The following is a 20306-nucleotide window of genomic DNA, read 5'->3' as shown; positions in this document are numbered from 1 at the left end:
TGCTTCAGCTTTCCTTGCGGATGAGCTTGTGGTTGGCCGCCTGCGCAACAGGGCGGATAACGATCTGGTCCAGGTTGATGTGGTGTGGCAGCGAGACTGCGTACTTGACGACGTCGGCCACATCCTCTGCCGTGAGGGGCTTTTCGACTCCGGCATAAACCTTGGCGGCTGCGTCCTTGTCGCCCAGCCGGTTGAGGGCAAATTCCTCAGTGTGGACCAGTCCCGGTGCTACCTCGATAACCCGGATGTTGTTACCCACTTCTTCCAGCCTCAGGGCGGTGGTCATCGCGTGCTGGGCAAACTTTGCCGCGTTGTATCCGGCGCCGCCTTCGTAAGCAGCCAGTCCGGCGGTGGATGTCAGGTTCAGGACAGTTCCTTCCCCGTCCTTCCTCAACATCGGAAGGAATGCCCGGGTGATTTTCATGGTGCCCATGACGTTGACCTGGTACATCCACTCCCAATCCTCAGTATCGGCGTTCGCGATCGTGTCGGCGCCCCGGGCACCGCCGGCAATGTTGATGAGGGTATCGGCTCCCCCGGCTTTGGAAACAGCCTGCAAAAGGGCTGTCACGTCGTCGTCGCTGGTAATGTCAGCCGCGAACGGAATGGCGCCGGTTTCGGCACCCAGCGCGCCCAACCGATCGGCCCTGCGGGCAACCGCAAAGACCTTCCAGCCTGTGGAGGCCAGCGCCCGCACCGTAGCCTCGCCAATGCCCGTGCTCGCGCCGGTTACTACTGCCGTTTTGTTCTGTACTGGATGAGCCGTCTGTGCTGCCAAAGTCATGGCACCACACTATCCGCAGGCCTCAAGCATCTGCTCGCCCGAGCAGGAAGTCGCGTAACACCGCGGCATGGTTGACCTGCGGATCCCGTGCGGCATAAAGCAGGGTGACCCGCGGATTCGACGCCGCCAACTCCAGCAAGGTCTGAACTGCGGGATTTCCGTCCAACTCAGCCTCGTACTGCTGCCTGAAATCGGCGAATCGTTCCTGCATGTGGGCGAACCCGGTCCGCAACGGCGGCGATGGGGCAACGTCCTTGAGCCAAAGATCCAAGTGGGCTTTGTCCTTGGACACCCCGCGCGGCCAGAGACGGTCCACTAAAACCCGGAAGCCGTCGTCGTCAGCGGGTTCATCGTAGATGCGTTTGAGGACGAAAACGCTTTGATGGCCAGCCATGACGGCATGCTACGGCAAGCCGCCGTCCTGGGCCATGAAACAATTGACCCATGGCTGAATCAACGCAGGGTACAGACACGCCCGCCACCGCCCCCATCAACGTTCCCGACAAACCGGCCCTCGAAGGTCTGGAGGCCACGCTGACGCAGCGCTGGCTGGACGAAGGAACCTACAAGTTCAATCCGGACACCACCCGGGAGCAGGTCTACTCGATCGACACTCCCCCGCCGACCGCCTCGGGCTCCCTGCACGTGGGGCACATGTTCTCGTTCACCCAGACAGACGTCCAGGCCCGCTACATGCGCATGACCGGAAAGAACGTCTTCTACCCCATGGGTTGGGACGACAACGGCCTGCCCACCGAGCGTCGCGTCCAGAACTACTACGGTGTGCGCTGCGATCCTGCCATCCCCTACAACGCGGACTACCGCCCTCCCGCACAGCCGGCCAAGAACCAGCGCGATTTCGACGTCGTTTCCCGGCAGAACTTTATCGAGCTGTGCGAGGAACTCGCTGTCGAGGACGAGGAAGTCTTCGAGAACCTGTTCCAGACCCTCGGTTTGTCCGTGGACTGGGACCTGACGTACCGCACCATCGACGACACCTCCCGTGCGGTATCCCAGCGTGCCTTCCTCGCCAACCTCTCTGCCGGCGACGCTTACATGGCCGAGGCGCCCACGCTCTGGGATGTTACCTTCCGCACCGCCGTTGCCCAGGCTGAGCTGGAGGACCGCGAGGTTGCCGGCGCCTACTACCGCTACCCGTTCTTCACTGAAGACGGCGAAAAGATTTTCATCGAAACCACACGCCCGGAGCTTCTTGCCGCCTGCGCTGCCCTGGTGGCAAACCCCGACGACGAACGGTACAAGCCGCTCTTCGGCAAAACAGTGAAATCCCCGCTGTTCGATGTAGAGCTTGAAGTCAAGGCCCACCCGCTCGCCAAGGCGGACAAGGGTTCCGGCATTGCCATGGTCTGCACCTTTGGTGACCTCACCGACGTCACCTGGTGGCGTGAACTGCAGTTGCCTACACGCGCCATCATGGGCCGCGACGGCCGCATCATCGCCGAAACCCCGGAATGGATCACCACCGACGCCGGCAAGGAAGCCTACGCTGCGATCGCCGGCAAGACGGCTTTCTCCGCTAAAGAAGCAGTCGTAGAGCTCCTCACTGCAGCAGACCTGTTGGACGGCGAACCAAAGAAGATCACGCACCCTGTGAACTTCTTCGAAAAGGGCGACAAGCCCCTGGAGGTCGTGACCTCACGCCAGTGGTACATCCGCAACGGCGGGCGAGACGAAGAACGCCGCGAACGCCTGATCGGCCGCGGCCAGGAAATCGCCTTCCACCCCTCCTTCATGCGCTCCCGCTACGAGAACTGGATTGCAGGACTGAACGGCGACTGGCTCGTATCGCGCCAACGCTTCTTCGGCGTGCCCATCCCCGTCTGGTACCCCCTGGATGCGCAGGGCAACCCGGACTACGACCACCCCATCCTGCCCTCGGACGACATGCTCCCCGTGGATCCCGCCGCAGATGCAGCCCCTGGCTTTGAGGAAGCGCAACGCGATCAGGCCAACGGCTTCACAGGTGACGCCGACGTCCTGGACACCTGGGCCACGTCCTCCCTTACCCCGCAGATCGTGGGTGGCTGGAGCCGTGACGAGAAACTGTTCTCCAAGGTCTACCCCTTCGACCTCCGCCCCCAGGGTCACGACATCATCCGCACGTGGCTGTTCTCCTCCGCTGTCCGCGCTGATGCCCTGCAGAAGAGCGCGCCCTGGAAGCATGCAGCTATCTCCGGATGGATTCTTGACCCGGACCGCAAAAAGATGTCCAAGTCCAAGGGCAACGTGGTTGTCCCCACGGACGTCCTGAACGAGTTCGGCTCTGACGCCGTCCGCTACTGGGCAGCTTCGGCCAAGCTCGGCGCAGACACGGCGTATGAGATCGCGCAGATGAAGATCGGCCGTCGGTTGGCCATCAAGCTGCTCAACGCCTCCAAGTTCGTATTGAACCTTGGCGCCACCGAAAACTCCGTGGTGTCCAGCGATCTCTCCGTGCTGACCAATCCGCTGGACCGGGCACTGCTGGCGCAGTTGTCGGACGTCGTTGCCCAGTCCACCAAGGCCTTCGAAAACTACGACTACGCCCGGGCACTGCAGATCACCGAGTCATTCTTCTGGCAGTTCACTGATGACTACGTCGAGCTGATCAAGGACCGCGCCTACGGTGCGGCCGGGGAGTCCGAGCAAGCATCCGTGCTGGCTGCCTTGGCCACCACGCTGGACTCCTTGCTGCGCCTTTTCGCACCGTTCCTGCCCTTCGCAACCGAAGAGGTGTGGAGCTGGTGGCGCACCGGCTCGGTTCACCGCGCCCAGTGGCCGGCCGCACTGGAAATCGCCGACGGCGACACCACGATGCTTGGCACTGTTGGCGTAGCACTGAGTGGCATCCGCAAGGCCAAGTCCGAGGCCAAAGTGAAGCAGCGCACCGCAGTACTCTCGGCCTCCATCACGGCCAATGAAATGCTGGTTGCACAGCTGAAGGCCGGACTCGGAGACCTGAAGGCCGCCGCTAACGCCCAGGAGATTGCACTCCAGTCCGGCGAGGGTGAGCTGACGGTCAGCGATGTCGTCCTGGCACCAGCAGAGGAAACGCCCGCCGTCTAGAATTTTTGGGCAAAGGGGAAGCCCCATCAGCGTTTTGCCGTTGGTGGGGCTTCGACTTTTCGGCTGTCTGGTGACGGCTTGACAGTCTGGCGGAATCCTCGGAATTTCAGGTCTTACTACCTCGTCACTGGTAGCTTGCTTCCAACTTTGCCAAAGGCTGCGTTGGTTGCATATCACTGAATCTTTGGTTTCCGTGTCCCTCTTCTTTCGAAGTGGGTAAGAACCATTGTGGTCCCGCCCGGGTCCATGCACAAGGGGCCCGGCAGAACTACAATCCTGTAGTTCTGCGGGGCCCTTTCGCATAGCTTTTCCTGCAGCCGGGGCAAAGCTATGGCAGAGTATGGTCATGCCGGAACTTCCCGAAGTGCACGGCCTGTGCACGTATCTGGACACCCAGCTCCACGGAGCTGTACTGAACAGCGTCCGCATTAACTCCATCGCCGCCCTGAAGACCGCTGATCCGCCATACAGCGCACTTGAGGGCCGCACCATCCAGGGCACGCAGCGCTTCGGCAAGTTCATTTGCCTCGATGCTGACGGCCTGTTTTTCGTTTTCCACCCGGCAAAAGCTGGCTGGGTCCGTTATACGGAGCATCCCTCATCAGCAGGGTTGCGCATGGGCAAGAGCAATATCGCGGCCAGGCTACTGCTGCACCGGGAGTCCGACGATGCCCATATCGGCCTTGACCTGACAGAAGCCGGCACCAAGAAAAGCCTCGCCATCTACGTGGTCCGGGATCCCTTGGATGTTCCTGGAATCGCAACCCTGGGCCCTGAGCCGCTCAGCCCCGACTTCGACGAAGAAGCCTTGGCAGCAATCCTGAGGTCAAGCTCCCAACAGATCAAGGGGCTTCTCCGCAGCCAAAGTGTTATCGCAGGGATCGGCAACGCCTACAGCGACGAGATTCTGCACGCTGCCAAAATCTCGCCCTTTGCCATCGCCAAGACGCTCGACGGCGAAACGGTGCAGCGGCTCTACGATGCCATGCAGGAAGTTCTGGTGGGTGCCGTCAACGCGGCAGCCGGAAAGCCTTCCAGCGAGCTGAAGGACACCAAGCGAAGCAATTTCAGGGTGCATGCCCGGACCGGGCTGCCGTGCCCTGTTTGCGGAGATACAGTGCGTGAGGTGTCCTTCGCCGACACCTCACTTCAGTACTGTGCCACCTGCCAAACCCATGGAAAGATCCTCGCGGACCGGCGCACATCACGCTTCCTGAAGTAGGGCACTGAACCCCAGCCTGTTGAATCCCGGGCTTGCCTAGTTGAACTCAGGGCTTTCGGTGCGGCTGCGCTTGAGTTCGAAGAAGTGCGGGCACCCGGCTAGGGTTACCGTGGCATCCCAAAGCTGTCCCGCCTCTTCGCCCCTCGGAATCCGGGTGAGTACCGGGCCGAAGAAGGCCGTGCCATTTACGGCGACCACGGGTGTTCCGACATCCTGGCCCACCAAGGAGATGCCGGCCTCGTGACTGGCTCGCAGCTTGGCGTCGTACTCCTCCGAGTCCGCGAAGCGTGCCAGCTCAGCAGGAAGGCCTACCTCTGCCAGCGCTTTCTGGATCACGGAACTGCGGTCCTTGTTGCCTTCATGGTGGATCTGCTCCCCCATGGCGTCGTACAACGGCTTAATATAGCTGCTGCCATGGAGCTCCTGGGCCGCAATGATCACGCGAACAGGACCCCAGCTGTCGTCCATCATTGCCCTGTAATTCCCGGGAAGGTCACGGCCCTCATTCAGGACGGACAAGCTCATGACATGCCATTCGGTCTCAATACCACGCACTTGTTCCACCTCGCCGATCCAGCGCGATGTGATCCATGCGAAGGGACAAACGGGATCGAACCAGAAATCGGCTTTGTTGACGGGCTGCTCAGGCAAATTCTGTTCGGACAGATTCTGTTTGGGCACAGGAAACTCCTAGGAAGAGTGAAAACGGGCGTAGGGCAAGGCGGATTCAGTGAACCGCCGCTTACTAGGCCAACGGGTGGCTAGGCCGACTTATTCCGGCGCTTCGCTACGACGTCGTGGCCAATCATGGTCGGCTGTGCCTTGTTTTCCACGACATCAGCGGTTATGACCACAGTTGCGATGTCATCCCTGCTCGGGAGATCAAACATGACGGGCAGCAACACTTCTTCCATGATGGCCCTCAGGCCGCGGGCGCCGGTGCCGCGCTCAAGAGCTTGGTCTGCGATGGCATCCAACGCGTCGTCGTCGAACTGCAGCTCCACACCATCCAACTGGAACATCTTCTGGTATTGCTTCACCAAGGCGTTCTTGGGAGTGGAGAGGATCTGAATCAACGCAGGACGGTCGAGATTCGAGACGGTGGTGATCACCGGCAGGCGGCCGATGAACTCCGGAATGAGTCCGAACTTCAGCAGGTCCTCGGGCATGACTTCACCGTAGGTGTCCACGTTGTCCCGGACCTCATTCAGCGGCGCCCCGAAGCCGATGCCCTTGCGCCCGGACCGGGAACCGATGATGTCCTCGAGACCTGCAAATGCGCCCGCCACGATGAAGAGCACGTTGGTGGTATCGATCTGGATGAATTCCTGGTGCGGATGCTTACGTCCGCCCTGGGGCGGCACGGAGGCGACCGTGCCTTCGAGGATCTTCAGCAGGGCCTGCTGGACTCCTTCGCCGGAGACATCCCGGGTAATCGAGGGGTTCTCGCTCTTGCGTGAAATTTTGTCGATCTCGTCAATGTAGATAATGCCTTGTTCGGCTTTCTTGACGTCGTAATCGGCGGCCTGGATGAGCTTGAGCAGGATGTTCTCAACATCCTCGCCGACATAGCCTGCCTCCGTGAGGGCCGTGGCATCGGCTACAGCGAAGGGCACGTTCAGCCTCCGTGCGAGCGTTTGCGCCAAGTACGTCTTGCCACAGCCGGTTGGGCCAATCAGCAGGATGTTGGATTTGGCGATCTCCACATCCTCGTGATGAGGTCCCTCACCAAGGCTGCCGGCCTTGGGAGCATGGCCGGCCTGGATGCGCTTGTAGTGGTTGTACACGGCAACCGCCAGCGACCGCTTGGCAGGTTCCTGACCGATGACGTATTCCTGCAGGAAATCGAAGATCTCACGGGGCTTGGGGAGTTCGAAGCTGCCAAGGTCCGAAACTTCCGCAAGTTCTTCTTCGATGATCTCGTTGCAAAGCTCGATGCACTCATCGCAGATGTAGACACCGGGCCCGGCAATCAGCTTCCGTACCTGCTTCTGGCTCTTTCCGCAGAAAGAACACTTCAGCAGATCCGTGCTCTCGCCAATCCGAGCCATGTGGGAATCCCTTCGTTACATGCGGGTGATGCGGCACCGGGCCGTACTTAAGTGTGCAGCGTGGCCGGGGTTGGCACCACCGTGACACCATCCACTCTAGGTCACAATGGGCTGCTTGGGTGGAAACAGAACGCCGGTGCGGTTCATATTTCGCGAACCGCACCGGCGTCGATTTCCGTATGCTACCGGGCGATTGCCTGGGGCTTGATCTTGCGGGAGTCCAGCACTTGGTCGATCAGGCCATAGCTCATGGCCTCGGCCGCGGTGAGGATCTTATCGCGCTCGATGTCGTTGTTGACCTGCTCGGACGTGCGGCCCGAGTGGTGTGCCAAAGTGTCCTCAAGCCATGTACGCATGCGCATAACTTCAGCAGCCTGGATCTCGAGGTCGGATGCCTGGCCGCCCTGGCCGCCGGACAACGCCGGCTGGTGGATCAGCACGCGTGCGTTCGGCAATGCCAGCCGCTTGCCGGGAGTTCCCGCTGCAAGCAGGACAGCAGCCGCGCTGGCTGCCTGGCCCAGGCACACCGTCTGGATCTCCGGACGAATGTACTGCATCGTGTCGTAGATCGCCGTCATGGCCGTAAACGATCCGCCTGGCGAGTTGATGTACAGCGTGATGTCGCGGTCCGGATCCGTCGATTCAAGGACCAGCAACTGGGCCATGATGTCATCGGCAGAAGCGTCGTCAACCTGGACGCCGAGGAAGATGATGCGGTCCTCGAACAGCTTGGTGTACGGGTCCTGGCGCTTGAAGCCGTACGGTGTGCGCTCTTCGAACTGGGGCAGGACGTAGCGGCTGGTTGGGAGATTACCGGCAGACCATCCGAAGTTGTAGTTCATGTCATTACTCCTGGGGGTTTCAGTGGTTCTTGGTGCCGGTTAGTTTTCGGAGCCTGGCTCGGAGTTCGACTGGTTGGCCGTTCCACCGCCACCAGCTACCGAGCCTGCGTGAGCCGAGATCTTATCGAAGAAGCCGTACTCCAAAGCCTCTGTGGCCGTGAACCATTTGTCGCGGTCATTGTCCTTGAGGATGGTCTCCACAGTCTGACCTGTCTGTTCAGCGGTGAGTTCCGCCATGACCTTCTTCATGTGCAGGATCAGTTCGGCCTGGATCTTGATATCCGAGGCAGTGCCACCGATTCCACCGGAAGGCTGGTGCATGAGGATACGGGCGTTGGGGGTGGCGTAGCGCTTCCCCTTGGTCCCGGAGGAGAGCAGGAACTGCCCCATGGAAGCAGCCAGGCCGGTGGCAACAGTGACAACATCGTTGGGGATGAACTGCATGGTGTCGTAGATGGCCATGCCGGCCGTCACGGAGCCACCGGGTGAGTTGATGTAAAGGTAGATGTCCTTCTCGGGGTCTTCAGCCGAGAGGAGGAGCAGCTGGGAGCAGATGGCGTTGGCGTTCTCGTCACGGACTTCAGAGCCAAGCCAGATGATGCGCTCTTTCAGCAGGCGGTTGTAGATGTAGTTGTCCTGGGCTGCGGGATCGACAGTTGCCATCCGGGGAGCCTCTGATTGCTGTGACATAAGTACTTACCTCTCGCTGGTGCCAGTGACCTCACTGAACTTCACTACTTGGACACTAACCGTTTTCACTGAGGATTTGTTCGCCGGAATCGCGCTGTTCGCTGACGGCGCACGATTGAAGCAGGCCCGCGGATCCGGCGCCCTGATTGTTTGAGGGCTTGTCCGTTCAGGGCTTAAAACAAACCGACCCCGGATCACTGATCCGGGGTCGGTAGATGCGTTATTGACTAGAACTTCACGGCTGCGGGGTCATCGCTGGCGACAACATCCGCTTCCTCGCCGCTTTCGACAGGTGCAGCCTCATCGGCAGCAACTTCGCCGGCAGGGCGGACGAAATCGCTCAGGTCAACCTTGTTGCCTTCAGAGTCAACGACCTCGGCCTGGCCCAGCACAACGGCCAGTGCCTTGCGGCGGCGTACCTCGGAAACCATCATGGGGACCTGGCCGCTCTGATCGATGATCTGGGCGAACTGGTTGGGATCCATGCCGTACTGGCTTGCGGTGCTGACGATGTAGTCGATCAGCTCGTTCTGGCTGACGTCAACTTCTTCCTTGTCCGCAATGGCGTCAAGGATGACCTCGTTCTGGAAGGCGCGCTCAGTGTTTGCCTTGACCTCGGCGCGGTGCTCCTCGGTGTCGTGGTCACCTTCGCCGTGGGCGTTCTCCGGGTTGAAGTGAGCTTCGATCTGCTCTTCGACAACCGAAGCCGGAACCGGGACCTCGACGAGCTCTACAAGCTTGTCCAGAACCTTGTCGCGGGCCTCAACACCCTGTCCGACGACCTTGGAATCTGCAGCCTGCTTGGCGAGGTCCTCGCGGAGCTCATCAAGGGTGTCGAATTCCGATGCCAGCTGCGCAAAGTCGTCGTTGGCTTCAGGAAGCTCGCGCTCCTTGACGGCCTTGACAACAACCTTGACCTGGGCTGCCTCGCCGGCGTGGTCGCCGCCAACGAGTGTGGTGTCGAAGATTGCTTCTTCGTCTGCGGACAGGCCGGTCACGGCCTCGTCCAGGCCCTCAAGCATGGTGCCGGCACCAACCTGGTAGGACAAGCCGGAAGCTGAGTCGATTTCTTCGCCATCGATCGTTGCGGTGATGTCGATCGTGAGGAAGTCCTCGTTCTGGGCGGGACGCTCCACGGACTTCAGCGTGCCGAAGCGGCCACGCAGTTCGTCCAGGGCCTTGTCGACGTCTTCAGAGGAGGACTCAGTCGCAGCAACCTCAACCTTGATGCCTGCGTAGTCCGGCAGCTCGATCTCGGGGCGAACGTCAATTTCCACCTGGAACTTAAGCTCGCCATCGGTTGCGGACGGGTCCGGAACCTCAGTGATCTCAACTTCGGGACGGCTCAGGGGGCGAACACCCGTTTCCTGGACAGCGGCCTGGTACCAGCCGTTGAGGCCATCGTTGATGGCGGTTTCCAGGACATAGCCACGACCAACACGCTGGTCAATCAGCTTGGACGGAACCTTGCCCTTGCGGAATCCGGGGACCTGGATCTGCGAAGCAACAGTCTTGTAAGCGGCATCGATGCTCGGCTTCAGTTCCTCAAAGGGAACCTCAACGTTGAGCTTGACCCGCGTGGGGGTGAGGTTCTCGACAGCGCTCTTCACAGTCTAAGTACTCCTGATTTTGTGGGTATGGGGTTCTGCCGCATCCCTGAGGCGGACACGAAACACAGAGTCGGGGTGACAGGATTTGAACCTGCGACTTCCTGCTCCCAAAGCAGGCGCTCTAGCCAAGCTGAGCTACACCCCGAATGCACAGGACAGTCTACGGGCAAGCAGGCCCTGAATGCACATTTGACACCGACGCCGGAATTAGGTTTAGTTGTACCCGGCTTGAACAGCCACCGGGAAGATGTCCTGAGCGAGTGATCCATACAGGGATCGCACAGGAGATCCGTCCGGGGACGTAGCTTAATGGTAAAGCCTCAGTCTTCCAAACTGATTACGCGGGTTCGATTCCCGTCGTCCCCTCCAATAAAAAGCCCCAATCCTCGGATTGGGGCTTTTTCGTTGTTGCAGCCGAGGCTACACCTGGCAGCCAGGGCACCAGTACAGTTTGCGGGCGCCGATTTCGGCCATGCCTACCAGCGTTCCGCAAGCGCGGCAGGGCTGCCCTTCGCGCTTATAGACAAAGTGGGCATCGGCGTCGGGCGCTGAGGCGCCGTTACCGGTCCATAGCGCTGGCGGCGTGGTGACAATCCGGCCTTCGCGTACGCCGTCGGACATTGCAAGGACGGCGTCATCCCACAACTTGCCCGCCGTCTCGGCATCAATCGTGTTTCCGGGAGTCCATGGATCCACAGCCTGACGAAAGAGGACCTCGGCACGATAAATATTGCCGACCCCTGCCAGCACCGATTGATCCATCAACAGCAAAGCCACGGCCGTCTTGCGGCGTCGCAACCGACGGACGAACTCGTCCCGGTCCCCCGGGCGGTTACGCAGCGGATCAGGACCCAGCCGGCCCAGTACGCCTTCGGCTTCATGGGACGTAACAGCGGCGCAAGTGGTGGCGCCACGAAGATCGGCCCAGCCGTTGTCCGACACCAGGCGGGCGCGGACTGCACCCACCGGGGCGGGAGGTCCGGTGTACTCCACGTCAGCACCGGGCTCCACCTCAGCACCGGATGAGGCAGTCTCGCGCTCCCCGATCCGGCGAGGCGCTCCAATGCTGGACGCCCCCGTGAAGGAGCTATCGCCGCCAAAGCTCCAAGCGCCATAAAGACCAAGGTGAACGTGGAGGAGAAGATCGTGATCGAACCTGAGGAACAGCTGCTTTCCGTGGGCAACAGCTTCAACCATCACATGACCGCTCAGAAGCTCCGCACCTGCCGTGAATCGCCCCTGTGGACTGGAAACATCCAAACGCCGGCCGCCAAAAACATCGTGGAATTGGCGGGCCAGCCTATGGATGGAGTGCCCCTCAGGCACTACTCGACGATCTCGCCGGTGGTCTCGTAAGCCGCAATCTTGCCGATACGGCGGATGTGGCGTTCATCATTGCTGAAAGGTTCCTGCAGGAAGGCCTCAATGAGTTCGGTTGCTTCTTCCACCGTATGCTGGCGACCGCCAACGGCCACTACGTTGGCGTCGTTGTGCTCGCGGGCGAGCTTGGCGGTAGAGAGGTTCCAAGCCAGCGCGGCACGCACACCCTTGACCTTGTTGGCGGCAATTTGTTCACCGTTTCCTGAACCACCCAGAACGATGCCCAGCGCGTGCACGCCTGCTTGCTGGTCAGCCACCACTGCAACTCCTGCATTGATGCAGAAGGACGGGTAGTCATCCAGTGCGTCATATTCCTTGGGTCCGTGGTCCACAACCTCGTAGCCCTTGGCCGTGAGGTGGCTGACCAGGTGGGCGCTGAGTTCCATGCCGGCGTGGTCGGTGGCGATGTGGACGCGGGGTGTAGTCACGGGAAGTCCATTCTTTCTGGCGCGCCGGTACGGCACCTGGCCGGGCGCGGCGGTGTGGGATGCGCTACCTAGGTTACCGCGCCCCGGGTTGCTGGGGTTGCCCGCCGTGGTGGGCCCGCTCGGCAGCCCGGTTCAGGATACCGGCGAGTTCGTCCGCGGTTGCCGTAGTCCCTGCACTGAGCGCAACCCTTCCTCCATTAAGTTTCCTTACGACGACGGCCGGTCCGCTGCTGACCAGCATCGCTGTTGCGTCGTCATGATGCCGCCAACCCCATCCACCAAAGTCTGCGGCTTTCACGTCAGCTGGAGCTGCTGCCGCGATGTCGACGGCGGGAACGGTCAGGACCCGCACTATGCCGCCTGCGAAGACCTGCAGCCCTCCCCTGTCCGCCCGCACGCGGGCGAAGAGGAAGCCTGCACCAACCATCGCCACTGCGGCCACCAAGGCTCCCAGCCATGGGACGGCTATCGCGATCAGCGCGGCTGGAAACAACGTGGACACGATGATCATGATGAAAACTGAACTGCGGGCATGGACCCACATGCGCAGCGTATCCCTTGCGAGGTCCGGGTCCGTGACGCGCAAACGTGCGGCCTCAAGGGCTTCGTCATCCTCCCGCGTCCACCGGGGATCCGGTTTGAAGGCGAACATGAGGACGACTCCCAAGGACACGGCCGCACCACTGCCCATGGCGAGGACGATCGGATCAACGTGGGAAGCGCGCGCGTCCTCCAGTCCCGATTGTCCTACCAGCCCGGCAGCCAGCACTGTTGTCACGAAGAGGCTCACCATGAGGCCAAGGCCCATCATGACCCTGCGCATGACCACCGGTCGTGATAGCGGTACGGCCTGCAGGAAGGCGACCCAACCGAAAAAGGTGATCATGGCCGCGCCGCCGGCTACATAGGCGCCGAAGGGAGCAAAGGCGCTGCCGCCGTCGGCGTTCCACATGACTGCTACGGGATCAGGAAGATCGTTTCGCACCATCTGTGCGCATACGACGAAACCTGTGGCCAGCAGCAACGGAAAGGCGAGTGCAAACCTGAGTGCGCGGATATCAAGAGACTCCCTGAACGTTCCCATGGTTCAAAGCTACTCCGTGGCGGCGACACTGTGGTGGCACCTCCTTGCCATCGGCGCGTGGAGTGAAAGAATGGCTTCACACCATCGACCGGACCTGCCCCGGCCGGTCACCCAACCTCTGGAGGCACCACTTGCCAGGCATTAACCTGACGCGCGAAGAAGCTGCTCAGCGCGCTGAAATGCTCAACGTCGAGTCCTACAACGTCACCCTGGATCTGACCAAGGGTGCCGAGGTCTTCGGATCCACCACCGTGGTGAAGTTTTCGGCACAGGCTGGAGCCACGACATTTATCGACGCCGTCACCGAGAGCGTTCACAGCGTTACCCTTAACGGCACCGAACTGGATCCCGCCGAGGTTTCTGATGGCATCCGCATCCAACTTCCAAACCTCGCTGCCAAGAATGAACTCATAGTCGTCGCCGATGCGCGGTACATGAACACGGGCGAGGGCCTCCACCGCTTCGTGGATCCGGTGGATGGGGAGGTCTATCTCTACACCCAGTTCGAGGTTCCGGATTCCCGGCGGATGTTCGCTGTCTTCGAGCAGCCGGACCTGAAGGCCAGCTTCACGTTCCACGTCACCGCTCCCTCCCACTGGGACGTCGTCTCCAACTCCCCCACGCCGGTACCGGTTGAAACTGATGGAGGCGAGGACGGTGGAGGCAGGTCCGTGTGGGAATTCGCTCCCACGCCGCGTTTGTCCTCGTATGTCACCGCCCTGATAGCCGGACCGTACCAGTCCATTCGTTCCGAGGTGACAAGTTCGGATGGCAGGGTCATTCCGCTCGGCGTCTTCGCGCGCAAATCCCTGATGCAGTACCTGGACGCGGACAACATCTTCGAACTGACCCGCCAGGGCTTCGAATTCTTCGAGGCACAGTTCGGTTGCCCGTACCCGTTTGAAAAGTACGATCAGCTGTTCGTCCCGGAGTTCAATGCCGGCGCGATGGAAAACGCAGGTGCCGTGACAATCCTGGAGGGATACATCTTCCGCGGCAAGGTCGCCGGTGCGCAGATCGAGCGCCGTGCCATCACGGTCCTGCACGAGCTCGCGCACATGTGGTTCGGGGACCTGGTGACCATGCGCTGGTGGAACGACCTCTGGCTCAACGAGTCCTTCGCCGAGTACATGTCCCACCTGGCCGCCGTGGAAAACACTGCCTTCGACCGGGCGTGGACCACCTTCGCCTCGGTGGAGAAGTCCTGGGCCTACCGTCAGGACCAACTGCCCACCACGCACCCGATCTTCGCGGAAATCAACAACCTTGAAGATGTGGAAGTCAACTTCGATGGCATCACCTATGCCAAGGGCGCCTCTGTCTTGCGGCAATTGGTGGCCTGGGTTGGACCCGAGCAGTTCATGTCCGGGGTGCGCGCGTATTTTGCCAAGCACGCCTGGAAGAACACTGAGCTGGCTGATCTCATGGTGGAACTTGAAGCCGCAAGCGGCCGTGACTTGGACGTTTGGGGCAAGCTCTGGCTTGAAACCGCCGGCGTGAACACCCTCGCTCCCGAGGTGGACGTGGACGCCGACGGCACCATCACCGCGTTCAGCATCCTGCAGTCCGCGATCGATGAACAACCAACCCTCCGCCCTCACCGCCTTGCGGTGGGCTTCTACAACCTTTCCGAACAGGGCAAGCTGGAGCGGACGCATCGCGAGGAGCTGGACGTCGAGGGCCCTCGGACCGAAGTCCCCACCTTGGCTGGCCTTGCACGCCCGGACCTCATCCTGCTCAACGACGACGATCTCGCCTACGCCAAGGTACGCCTGGATGCTCACTCGCTGGCCACAGCGAAAGCGCATCTCAAGGATTTTGCCGCCAGCCTGCCCCGCACGCTGGTCTGGGGTTCGGCGTGGGATGCGGCACGGGACGGAGAAACTCCCGCGCGCGGCTACGTCGACCTGATCCTGGCAAACATCGCAGAGGAAACAGACTCCTCGGTGATCCTCGTCCAATTGCGGCAGCTTGCCACGACGCTGACCTACTACGTGGCAGCCGAGCACAAGCAGAACGCAACGATTGCCTCCGCCGACAAGTTGTGGGACCTCGCCTCCGAAGTGGAAGCCGGCTCGGATGCGCAGCTGCAGTTCGTGAAGTCCTATGCTCAACTTTCACGGAGCGGGGATCAGCTGGATCGCATCCAAGCGCTGCTGGACGGGACCGACACGCTTGAGGGCCTCACCGTCGACCAGGACATGCGGTGGGAGCTGCTAACTGCCTTGGTGGCCGGCGGCAGGCAGGGCCAGGAGCGCATCGACCAGGAACTCGCCCGCGACAACACCTCCACCGGCCAAAATGCCGCGGCACAGGCCAAGGCCGCTATTCCCACAGCCGGGGCCAAGGCTGCGGCGTGGGATTCCATCGTGGTCAAGGGCGAACTCTCCAACGCCCTGCAAGCCTCAGCGGTGGCCGGCTTCATGCGGGTGCCTGACACCAGCCTGCTGGAGCCGTACGCGGAAAAGTACTTTGAAGCGGTCCCCGGGATTGTCAAAGAACGCACGCACGCCTTGGCCCAGCAGATCGTCGTGGGCCTCTACCCGGCGCAACTCACAACCCAGGCCACGGTGGACCGCACGGACGAGTTCCTCGCGAACCTGCCCGAAGAAAGTGCAGCGCTGCGCCGCATGATGCTGGAAAACCGGGACGCAGTGGCGCGGGCGCTCCGTGCCCGGGCAGCGGACGTGGACGTGGACGCAGACGCCTAAGCAAGTCCGTTGGGGCCTGTGCTGGCGCTGTTTGGCTGATGGCTAAACTGTCCGCATGGGCCTCAACGAACACCACTATGCATTGACCGTCCGCTGGACTGGAAACCTGGGCGTCGGTACAGAAAGCTACCGAGGGTACTCGCGGGATCATGATGTCGATATCCCGGGCCTTCCGATCTTGAAGGGTTCCTCGGACCCGACCTTCCACGGCGACCGCACACGCTACAACCCGGAGCAACTCCTGCTTGCTGCCCTGGCGCAATGCCACATGCTCTCGTTCCTCCACGTGGCGGTAAGACATGGAGTTGTGGTTACCGGTTACGAGGACAACGCCGAGGGCGTCATGAAGCTGAATCGTGATGGCAGCGGTCAGTTCGAGAGCGTGACCCTGAAGCCCCATGTCACCATCGCAGACCCGGCTCATTCGGCATTGATGGCCCAACTTCACCACGAAGCCAACCAGGTCTGTTTCATAGCCCGCAGCGTCAACTTCCCCGTCCTGCACGAACCAATCACGACGTCGGCAGCGGCCTGAGGCTGTTGAACCCGCCTTAGGTCCTTTGTTCCCGCAGGAGTCCTACCAGCCTGCGTTCGGTTTCGCGGCTTAAGCCTGCCTTGCGCTCCCTTTCCAAGCCCAGGCTGCGCTCGTAGTCCAAGGCGTCCCGGAGAGTCTCCTGCCATGGGCGCAACGTCATACCGAGGACCTTGGCGGCTTGATTGCTTCGCGATTGGAAGCCGTCGTGGTCCGCTGGCAACCACAAGGGAAGTGAGTCCGGCCCGGCCCAGTACTCAACGCCCTGCTCCACCAGCCAGTCTTCGTCGGCCTGGACTGTTTGGCTCAACGGTGGCCACTCCTCCCTGTCCGGCTGCCTCTCCTGGCCCAGGGCCACGCGGCAGGATTCCGAAATGTACTCGCGGAACGGAACTACATCTCCCGACGCGTTGTAAGCGCCCGTCAGGCCCTTCTCCGCCCCTTGAATGATCCACCTGGCGAGGTCCCGGACGTCGATGACCTGGGTGGCGTCATCCGGAATGTTCGGCACCAGAACCGGCTCAGTATTGGCAGCAAAGCGCCCAGGCCAATAGCCGTAACGGTCAGAGCCGTCCCCTGGCCCTCCGATGAGACCTGCCCGCACAATGTGGGCTTTTTGCCCCACCCGCGTGAGCGTCATGTGCTCGATCGCAGATTTTGATTCGCCATAGGTGTCCGGGGTTCCAGCTTGTCCTTCGGGCAGGGGTTCAAGGACCGCAGCGTTCTCGTCAGCCCCGGGAACCGAATGATCGGCATACACAGAGCAACTGGACACGAAGGTCCAATGGCGCGCAGGCGGTCCCAAGACCTCAAGGGCATCCCGCGCCTGAGCAGGATCCCTGGAAACATCAATAACCGCGTCCCAGCTGCTGTTCACGTCCTCATAGGCTGCTCTACCCAAGGCGCGATCGCCACGAACCCAGGTCACGCCGTCGGGCGGGTTCGCCTGGGTGCCACGGGCAAGACACGTGACCTCGTGCCCCAAGGCAAGCGCCTGCTTTGCCATTTCAGCTGACAGGAAGGCAGTACCGCCAAGGACCAGGATGCGCATACCGTCACGCTACGGCGATAGGGTTGGACGTGGACAGAGTGTTCCGCGCCCGGCGAACACGGGCCGACCACAAGGAGTTATTCCACCTTGACCTCCATCCCCCTGGCGGAAACCATCACCATCGAACCGGAGAAAATCGACTTCGTTTCGATCCTCATCACCTTGGGCGTGGGCCTGCTGGTGTGGATCGTGGCGCGATTCATCATCCTGCGCATCACGCGGCGAGTGTCCGCGGGCAGCTCCTTCTTCAAGAAGCCCCACTTCAAATGGGTACAACCCGCAATCCGCGCGCTGGACCACGAACGCCGGTCACAGCGCGCCGAAACCATCGGCACTTTGCTGACAAGCCTCGTGAGCGTTGTGGTGGTGGTGATCGTGATCATTTACGTCCTCAAATTCATGAACGTGGACGTCGCGCCCCTGCTGACAAGCGTGGGAATACTCGGTGTCGCCATTGGTTTCGGTGCACAGCAGCTGATCCGTGACTTCCTCGCCGGTATCTTCATCACCATCGAAGACCAGTACGGAATAGGCGATGTGATCGTCACCAGCGAAGTGATTGGTACCGTTGAATCAGTGGGCCTGCGCATCACGCGGGTCCGCGCTGAAGACGGAGCCATCTGGTATCTGCGAAACGGTGAAATCCTGCGCGTGGGCAACCGCTCGCAGGGAGACTACGTTCCGTTGGAGTCGCCGGAAACCGACGACAATGATGCTGCCAAGAAGGCTGAGGAGAAGGCCAGTGAGTGACACGAACCCCCAGGCTGGTCCACGACGCCAGCTCATGCAGAACGATCCCTTCAGCCAACCTGCCTACACCGACAGCTTTTACGCAGCTGTGGGCGGGCACGATACTTTCGTGAAGCTGATTGACGTCTTCTACCACGGCGTGGCGCAGGATCCGCTCCTGCGGCCCATGTACCCCGAAGAAGACCTGGAACCGGCCAAACGGCGCTTCCTCATGTTCCTTGAACAGTATTGGGGCGGTCCAACTACCTACAGTGAGGAGCGCGGCCATCCGCGCCTGCGGATGCGCCACATGCCGTTCCGCGTCACGCCCGAAGCGAAGGACCGCTGGCTCTTCCACATGCGGACAGCAGTGGACTCGCTGGGGTTGTCGCCCCTTCATGAGGGAACCCTATGGGACTACATGGAACGCGCTGCGCTGACCATGGTGAACAGCCCCTCGGCCGTCTGAACCTGGTCGTCTGAGGCTAGAAGCCCAGGCCCAAGCCTGCGCCCGTGCGGACCAGTACATGGCCACGAGGACCACTTAAGCGGAACCACCGTCCATTGCGGAACAACTGCTGTTCGCCCGCTCCCAGGAATCCCAAGGCGAATGCAGCGAAGGCCGCACCGGCAGGCAGGTCACTGAGGCCGGGGAGTTCTCGTCCCCACACGGCGGCCCGGGCGGTATTCACAACGGCAGCTCCGGCGGCAGTGGGCACCACGCCAGCCACCTCTGCAATGCCGGCCTCCGCTGCTGACTTCAGGTCGGCGTCGAGCACCTTCCCCAGGACTTCCCAACCGCTCCTCGGCGCGCCGACGCCAGCCCAGGACTCCGAAACCGTCGACGGCGGAATGGGCAACTCGACGTCGTCGGCACCTGAGCGGGCAAGACGGTCCATGACGGAGGCGAGCGTCACCGTGACATCGGCCTGCGCGGGTTCTGCAAGTGCCATAGTCCGTAACCCAAGGATTGTGGGAGTCGATTCGCCCAGGATGCGTGGCCTGAGCACACACACGTACGCGGCCAATACCTGGCCTGCGGCCTGCAGGCGGATGGCACCGTCATCGATGCTCTTGGCACGCGTGACGTACGTCCGCAGGTCAACGAGGTCGCTGGGATCGGCAAAGCGGAAGGACTGGGTCAAGAGGTCTGTCACAGCATCGACTCTACCGGCATGTCCGCGGTTGAGAGGGGTCCGGGGGCCGTCTAGAGTCGAACCATGACTGACACGAACGCTGGCCTCAAGGTTGAGGCACCCGCCGAAGATCCGACGGAAGTCCTGATTGGCCTGTTGGACCTGGGTGACTTCGACGGAGCCCGGACCAATGAGGACATCTTCCTTGGACCTTCCCAAAAACAGCCCCGGCATCGTGTCTTCGGCGGCCAGGTTCTAGCCCAATCCATGATGGCTGGCATGCGAACCGTGGAACCTGACCGGGTGGCGCACTCCATGCACGGCTATTTCCTGCGTCCCGGTGACGCCAATAAGCCCATCACTTTCGGTGTGGAACGGTTGCGTGACGGTCGGTCCTTCTCGGCGCGGCGCGTTCATGCTTATCAGGACGGTGTCCCCATCCTTTCCATGATTGCCTCATTCCAGGTTCAAGATGAAGGCCTGGACCATCAAGCGACAATGCCCGAAGGCATTCCGGACCCCGAATCCTTGCCCAGCACGGCTGAGTTGCTGGCTCAATTCGACCACCCGTTGGCACGGCATATGTCCTCGGAGCGGCCGTTCGATGTCCGCCACATCGACCCCGCACTTTACGTGTCACCGCCCAACGAGCACGTGGCCACCAATGCCGTCTGGATGAAAACCATGGGCCCCTTGCCCGACGATCCCAAGCTGCACCTGGCCGCGTTGGCATACGCCAGCGACTACACCTTGTTGGAGCCCATTCTCCGCAAACACGGCCTCGCCTGGATGACACCGGGTATGAGCGTCGCAAGTCTCGATCACGCCATGTGGTGGCACCGGCCCGTCCGGGTGGACGAGTGGATGCTGTACGTCCAGGAGTCCCCCAGCGCCCAAGGGGCACGTGGTTTGGCTACCGGCCGGATATTCAACCGCGAAGGCGTGCACGTCGCGACCGTGGCACAGGAGGGGATGGTCAGGATTCCGTAG

The 20306-nt window shown here is 61.4% G+C and carries 20 protein-coding genes and 2 tRNA genes; 9 read left to right on the top strand and 13 right to left on the bottom strand.

What is annotated here, in order from left to right:
* Positions 1-4 precede the first annotated feature (4 nt).
* The gene (locus tag AC1DD5_RS18260) at positions 5-784 is read right to left on the bottom strand and encodes an SDR family oxidoreductase (protein ID WP_477522347.1); all 780 of its coding nucleotides are present in this window, start codon (positions 782-784) and stop codon (positions 5-7) included.
* 22 nt (positions 785-806) lie between these two features.
* Positions 807-1178: a DUF488 domain-containing protein gene (locus AC1DD5_RS18255; protein WP_477522346.1), complete on the bottom strand. Its 372-nt coding sequence runs from the start codon at positions 1176-1178 to the stop codon at positions 807-809.
* 50 nt (positions 1179-1228) lie between these two features.
* Here AC1DD5_RS18255 and valS point away from each other — a divergent pair, with 50 nt between their 5' ends.
* Both valS and AC1DD5_RS18245 read left to right on the top strand, forming a co-directional pair.
* Positions 1229-3850, top strand: a complete 2622-nt coding sequence (gene valS, locus AC1DD5_RS18250; protein ID WP_477522345.1) for a valine--tRNA ligase — start codon at positions 1229-1231, stop codon at positions 3848-3850.
* 346 nt (positions 3851-4196) lie between these two features.
* Positions 4197-5072 (top strand): Fpg/Nei family DNA glycosylase, encoded by an 876-nt coding sequence (locus AC1DD5_RS18245; RefSeq protein ID WP_477522344.1) that lies wholly within the window; start codon positions 4197-4199, stop codon positions 5070-5072.
* Between the two features lie 36 nt (positions 5073-5108).
* On the opposite strand, the gene AC1DD5_RS18240 is transcribed toward AC1DD5_RS18245, so the two are convergent.
* The 4 genes from AC1DD5_RS18240 to AC1DD5_RS18225 form a co-directional block, all read right to left on the bottom strand.
* Complete coding sequence (locus tag AC1DD5_RS18240) at positions 5109-5753, bottom strand: mycothiol-dependent nitroreductase Rv2466c family protein (RefSeq protein WP_477522343.1); 645 nt, start codon at positions 5751-5753, stop codon at positions 5109-5111.
* An 80-nt stretch (positions 5754-5833) separates the two neighbouring features.
* Positions 5834-7123 (bottom strand): ATP-dependent Clp protease ATP-binding subunit ClpX, encoded by a 1290-nt coding sequence (clpX, locus tag AC1DD5_RS18235; protein WP_442006151.1) that lies wholly within the window; start codon positions 7121-7123, stop codon positions 5834-5836.
* A 182-nt stretch (positions 7124-7305) separates the two neighbouring features.
* Positions 7306-7965 (bottom strand): ATP-dependent Clp protease proteolytic subunit, encoded by a 660-nt coding sequence (locus AC1DD5_RS18230; protein WP_216925476.1) that lies wholly within the window; start codon positions 7963-7965, stop codon positions 7306-7308.
* A gap of 39 nt (positions 7966-8004) precedes the next feature.
* On the bottom strand, positions 8005-8628 hold the full coding sequence (locus tag AC1DD5_RS18225) for an ATP-dependent Clp protease proteolytic subunit (RefSeq protein ID WP_275964122.1): 624 nt from the start codon (positions 8626-8628) through the stop codon (positions 8005-8007).
* Between the two features lie 52 nt (positions 8629-8680).
* Between AC1DD5_RS18225 and AC1DD5_RS18220 the strand changes: the two genes are divergently transcribed.
* Positions 8681-8809 carry a hypothetical protein gene (locus tag AC1DD5_RS18220; RefSeq protein WP_442006152.1) on the top strand — a complete coding sequence of 43 codons (129 nt, stop codon included), beginning with the start codon at positions 8681-8683 and terminating at the stop codon, positions 8807-8809.
* Positions 8810-8882: 73 nt separating this feature from the next.
* On the opposite strand, the gene tig is transcribed toward AC1DD5_RS18220, so the two are convergent.
* Positions 8883-10265: a trigger factor gene (tig, locus tag AC1DD5_RS18215; RefSeq protein WP_477522342.1), complete on the bottom strand. Its 1383-nt coding sequence runs from the start codon at positions 10263-10265 to the stop codon at positions 8883-8885.
* Positions 10266-10335: 70 nt separating this feature from the next.
* Positions 10336-10410, bottom strand: a tRNA-Pro gene (locus tag AC1DD5_RS18210).
* A gap of 150 nt (positions 10411-10560) precedes the next feature.
* Here AC1DD5_RS18210 and AC1DD5_RS18205 point away from each other — a divergent pair.
* Positions 10561-10634, top strand: a tRNA-Gly gene (locus AC1DD5_RS18205).
* A 51-nt stretch (positions 10635-10685) separates the two neighbouring features.
* Here AC1DD5_RS18205 and AC1DD5_RS18200 read toward each other — a convergent pair.
* The 3 genes from AC1DD5_RS18200 to AC1DD5_RS18190 form a co-directional block, all read right to left on the bottom strand.
* Positions 10686-11591 carry an Fpg/Nei family DNA glycosylase gene (locus tag AC1DD5_RS18200; RefSeq protein WP_477522341.1) on the bottom strand — a complete coding sequence of 302 codons (906 nt, stop codon included), beginning with the start codon at positions 11589-11591 and terminating at the stop codon, positions 10686-10688.
* On the bottom strand, positions 11591-12073 hold the full coding sequence (locus AC1DD5_RS18195) for a ribose-5-phosphate isomerase (RefSeq protein WP_223933158.1): 483 nt from the start codon (positions 12071-12073) through the stop codon (positions 11591-11593). Before AC1DD5_RS18195 ends, AC1DD5_RS18200 begins: the two co-directional genes overlap by 1 nt.
* Positions 12074-12146: 73 nt before the next feature.
* Positions 12147-13157: a hypothetical protein gene (locus AC1DD5_RS18190; protein WP_477522340.1), complete on the bottom strand. Its 1011-nt coding sequence runs from the start codon at positions 13155-13157 to the stop codon at positions 12147-12149.
* 131 nt (positions 13158-13288) lie between these two features.
* Here AC1DD5_RS18190 and pepN point away from each other — a divergent pair, with 131 nt between their 5' ends.
* On the top strand, positions 13289-15868 hold the full coding sequence (gene pepN / locus AC1DD5_RS18185; protein WP_477522339.1) for an aminopeptidase N: 2580 nt from the start codon (positions 13289-13291) through the stop codon (positions 15866-15868).
* 55 nt (positions 15869-15923) lie between these two features.
* Positions 15924-16403: an OsmC family protein gene (locus AC1DD5_RS18180; RefSeq protein ID WP_442018396.1), complete on the top strand. Its 480-nt coding sequence runs from the start codon at positions 15924-15926 to the stop codon at positions 16401-16403.
* 16 nt (positions 16404-16419) lie between these two features.
* Here AC1DD5_RS18180 and AC1DD5_RS18175 read toward each other — a convergent pair whose 3' ends face one another.
* Entirely contained in the window at positions 16420-17451 is a 1032-nt protein-coding gene (locus AC1DD5_RS18175; RefSeq protein WP_442018395.1) for an NAD-dependent epimerase/dehydratase family protein, read from the bottom strand.
* Between the two features lie 87 nt (positions 17452-17538).
* Here AC1DD5_RS18175 and AC1DD5_RS18170 point away from each other — a divergent pair, with 87 nt between their 5' ends.
* Both AC1DD5_RS18170 and AC1DD5_RS18165 read left to right on the top strand, forming a co-directional pair.
* A complete protein-coding gene (locus AC1DD5_RS18170; RefSeq protein WP_309929868.1) occupies positions 17539-18201 on the top strand; it encodes a mechanosensitive ion channel family protein in 663 nt (220 codons plus the stop codon).
* 34 nt (positions 18202-18235) lie between these two features.
* Positions 18236-18649, top strand: a complete 414-nt coding sequence (locus tag AC1DD5_RS18165; RefSeq protein WP_477522385.1) for a globin — start codon at positions 18236-18238, stop codon at positions 18647-18649.
* Between the two features lie 16 nt (positions 18650-18665).
* Here AC1DD5_RS18165 and AC1DD5_RS18160 read toward each other — a convergent pair whose 3' ends face one another.
* Entirely contained in the window at positions 18666-19337 is a 672-nt protein-coding gene (locus AC1DD5_RS18160) for a DUF8185 domain-containing protein (RefSeq protein ID WP_442006159.1), read from the bottom strand.
* 63 nt (positions 19338-19400) lie between these two features.
* Between AC1DD5_RS18160 and AC1DD5_RS18155 the strand changes: the two genes are divergently transcribed.
* Complete coding sequence (locus AC1DD5_RS18155) at positions 19401-20306, top strand: acyl-CoA thioesterase (protein ID WP_477519778.1); 906 nt, start codon at positions 19401-19403, stop codon at positions 20304-20306.

It is taken from the genome of Paenarthrobacter sp. 10L420 (assembly GCF_056395385.1).
The sequence above is the reverse complement of the archived record's forward strand: the minus strand, read 5'-3'. Positions and strand labels throughout refer to the sequence as shown.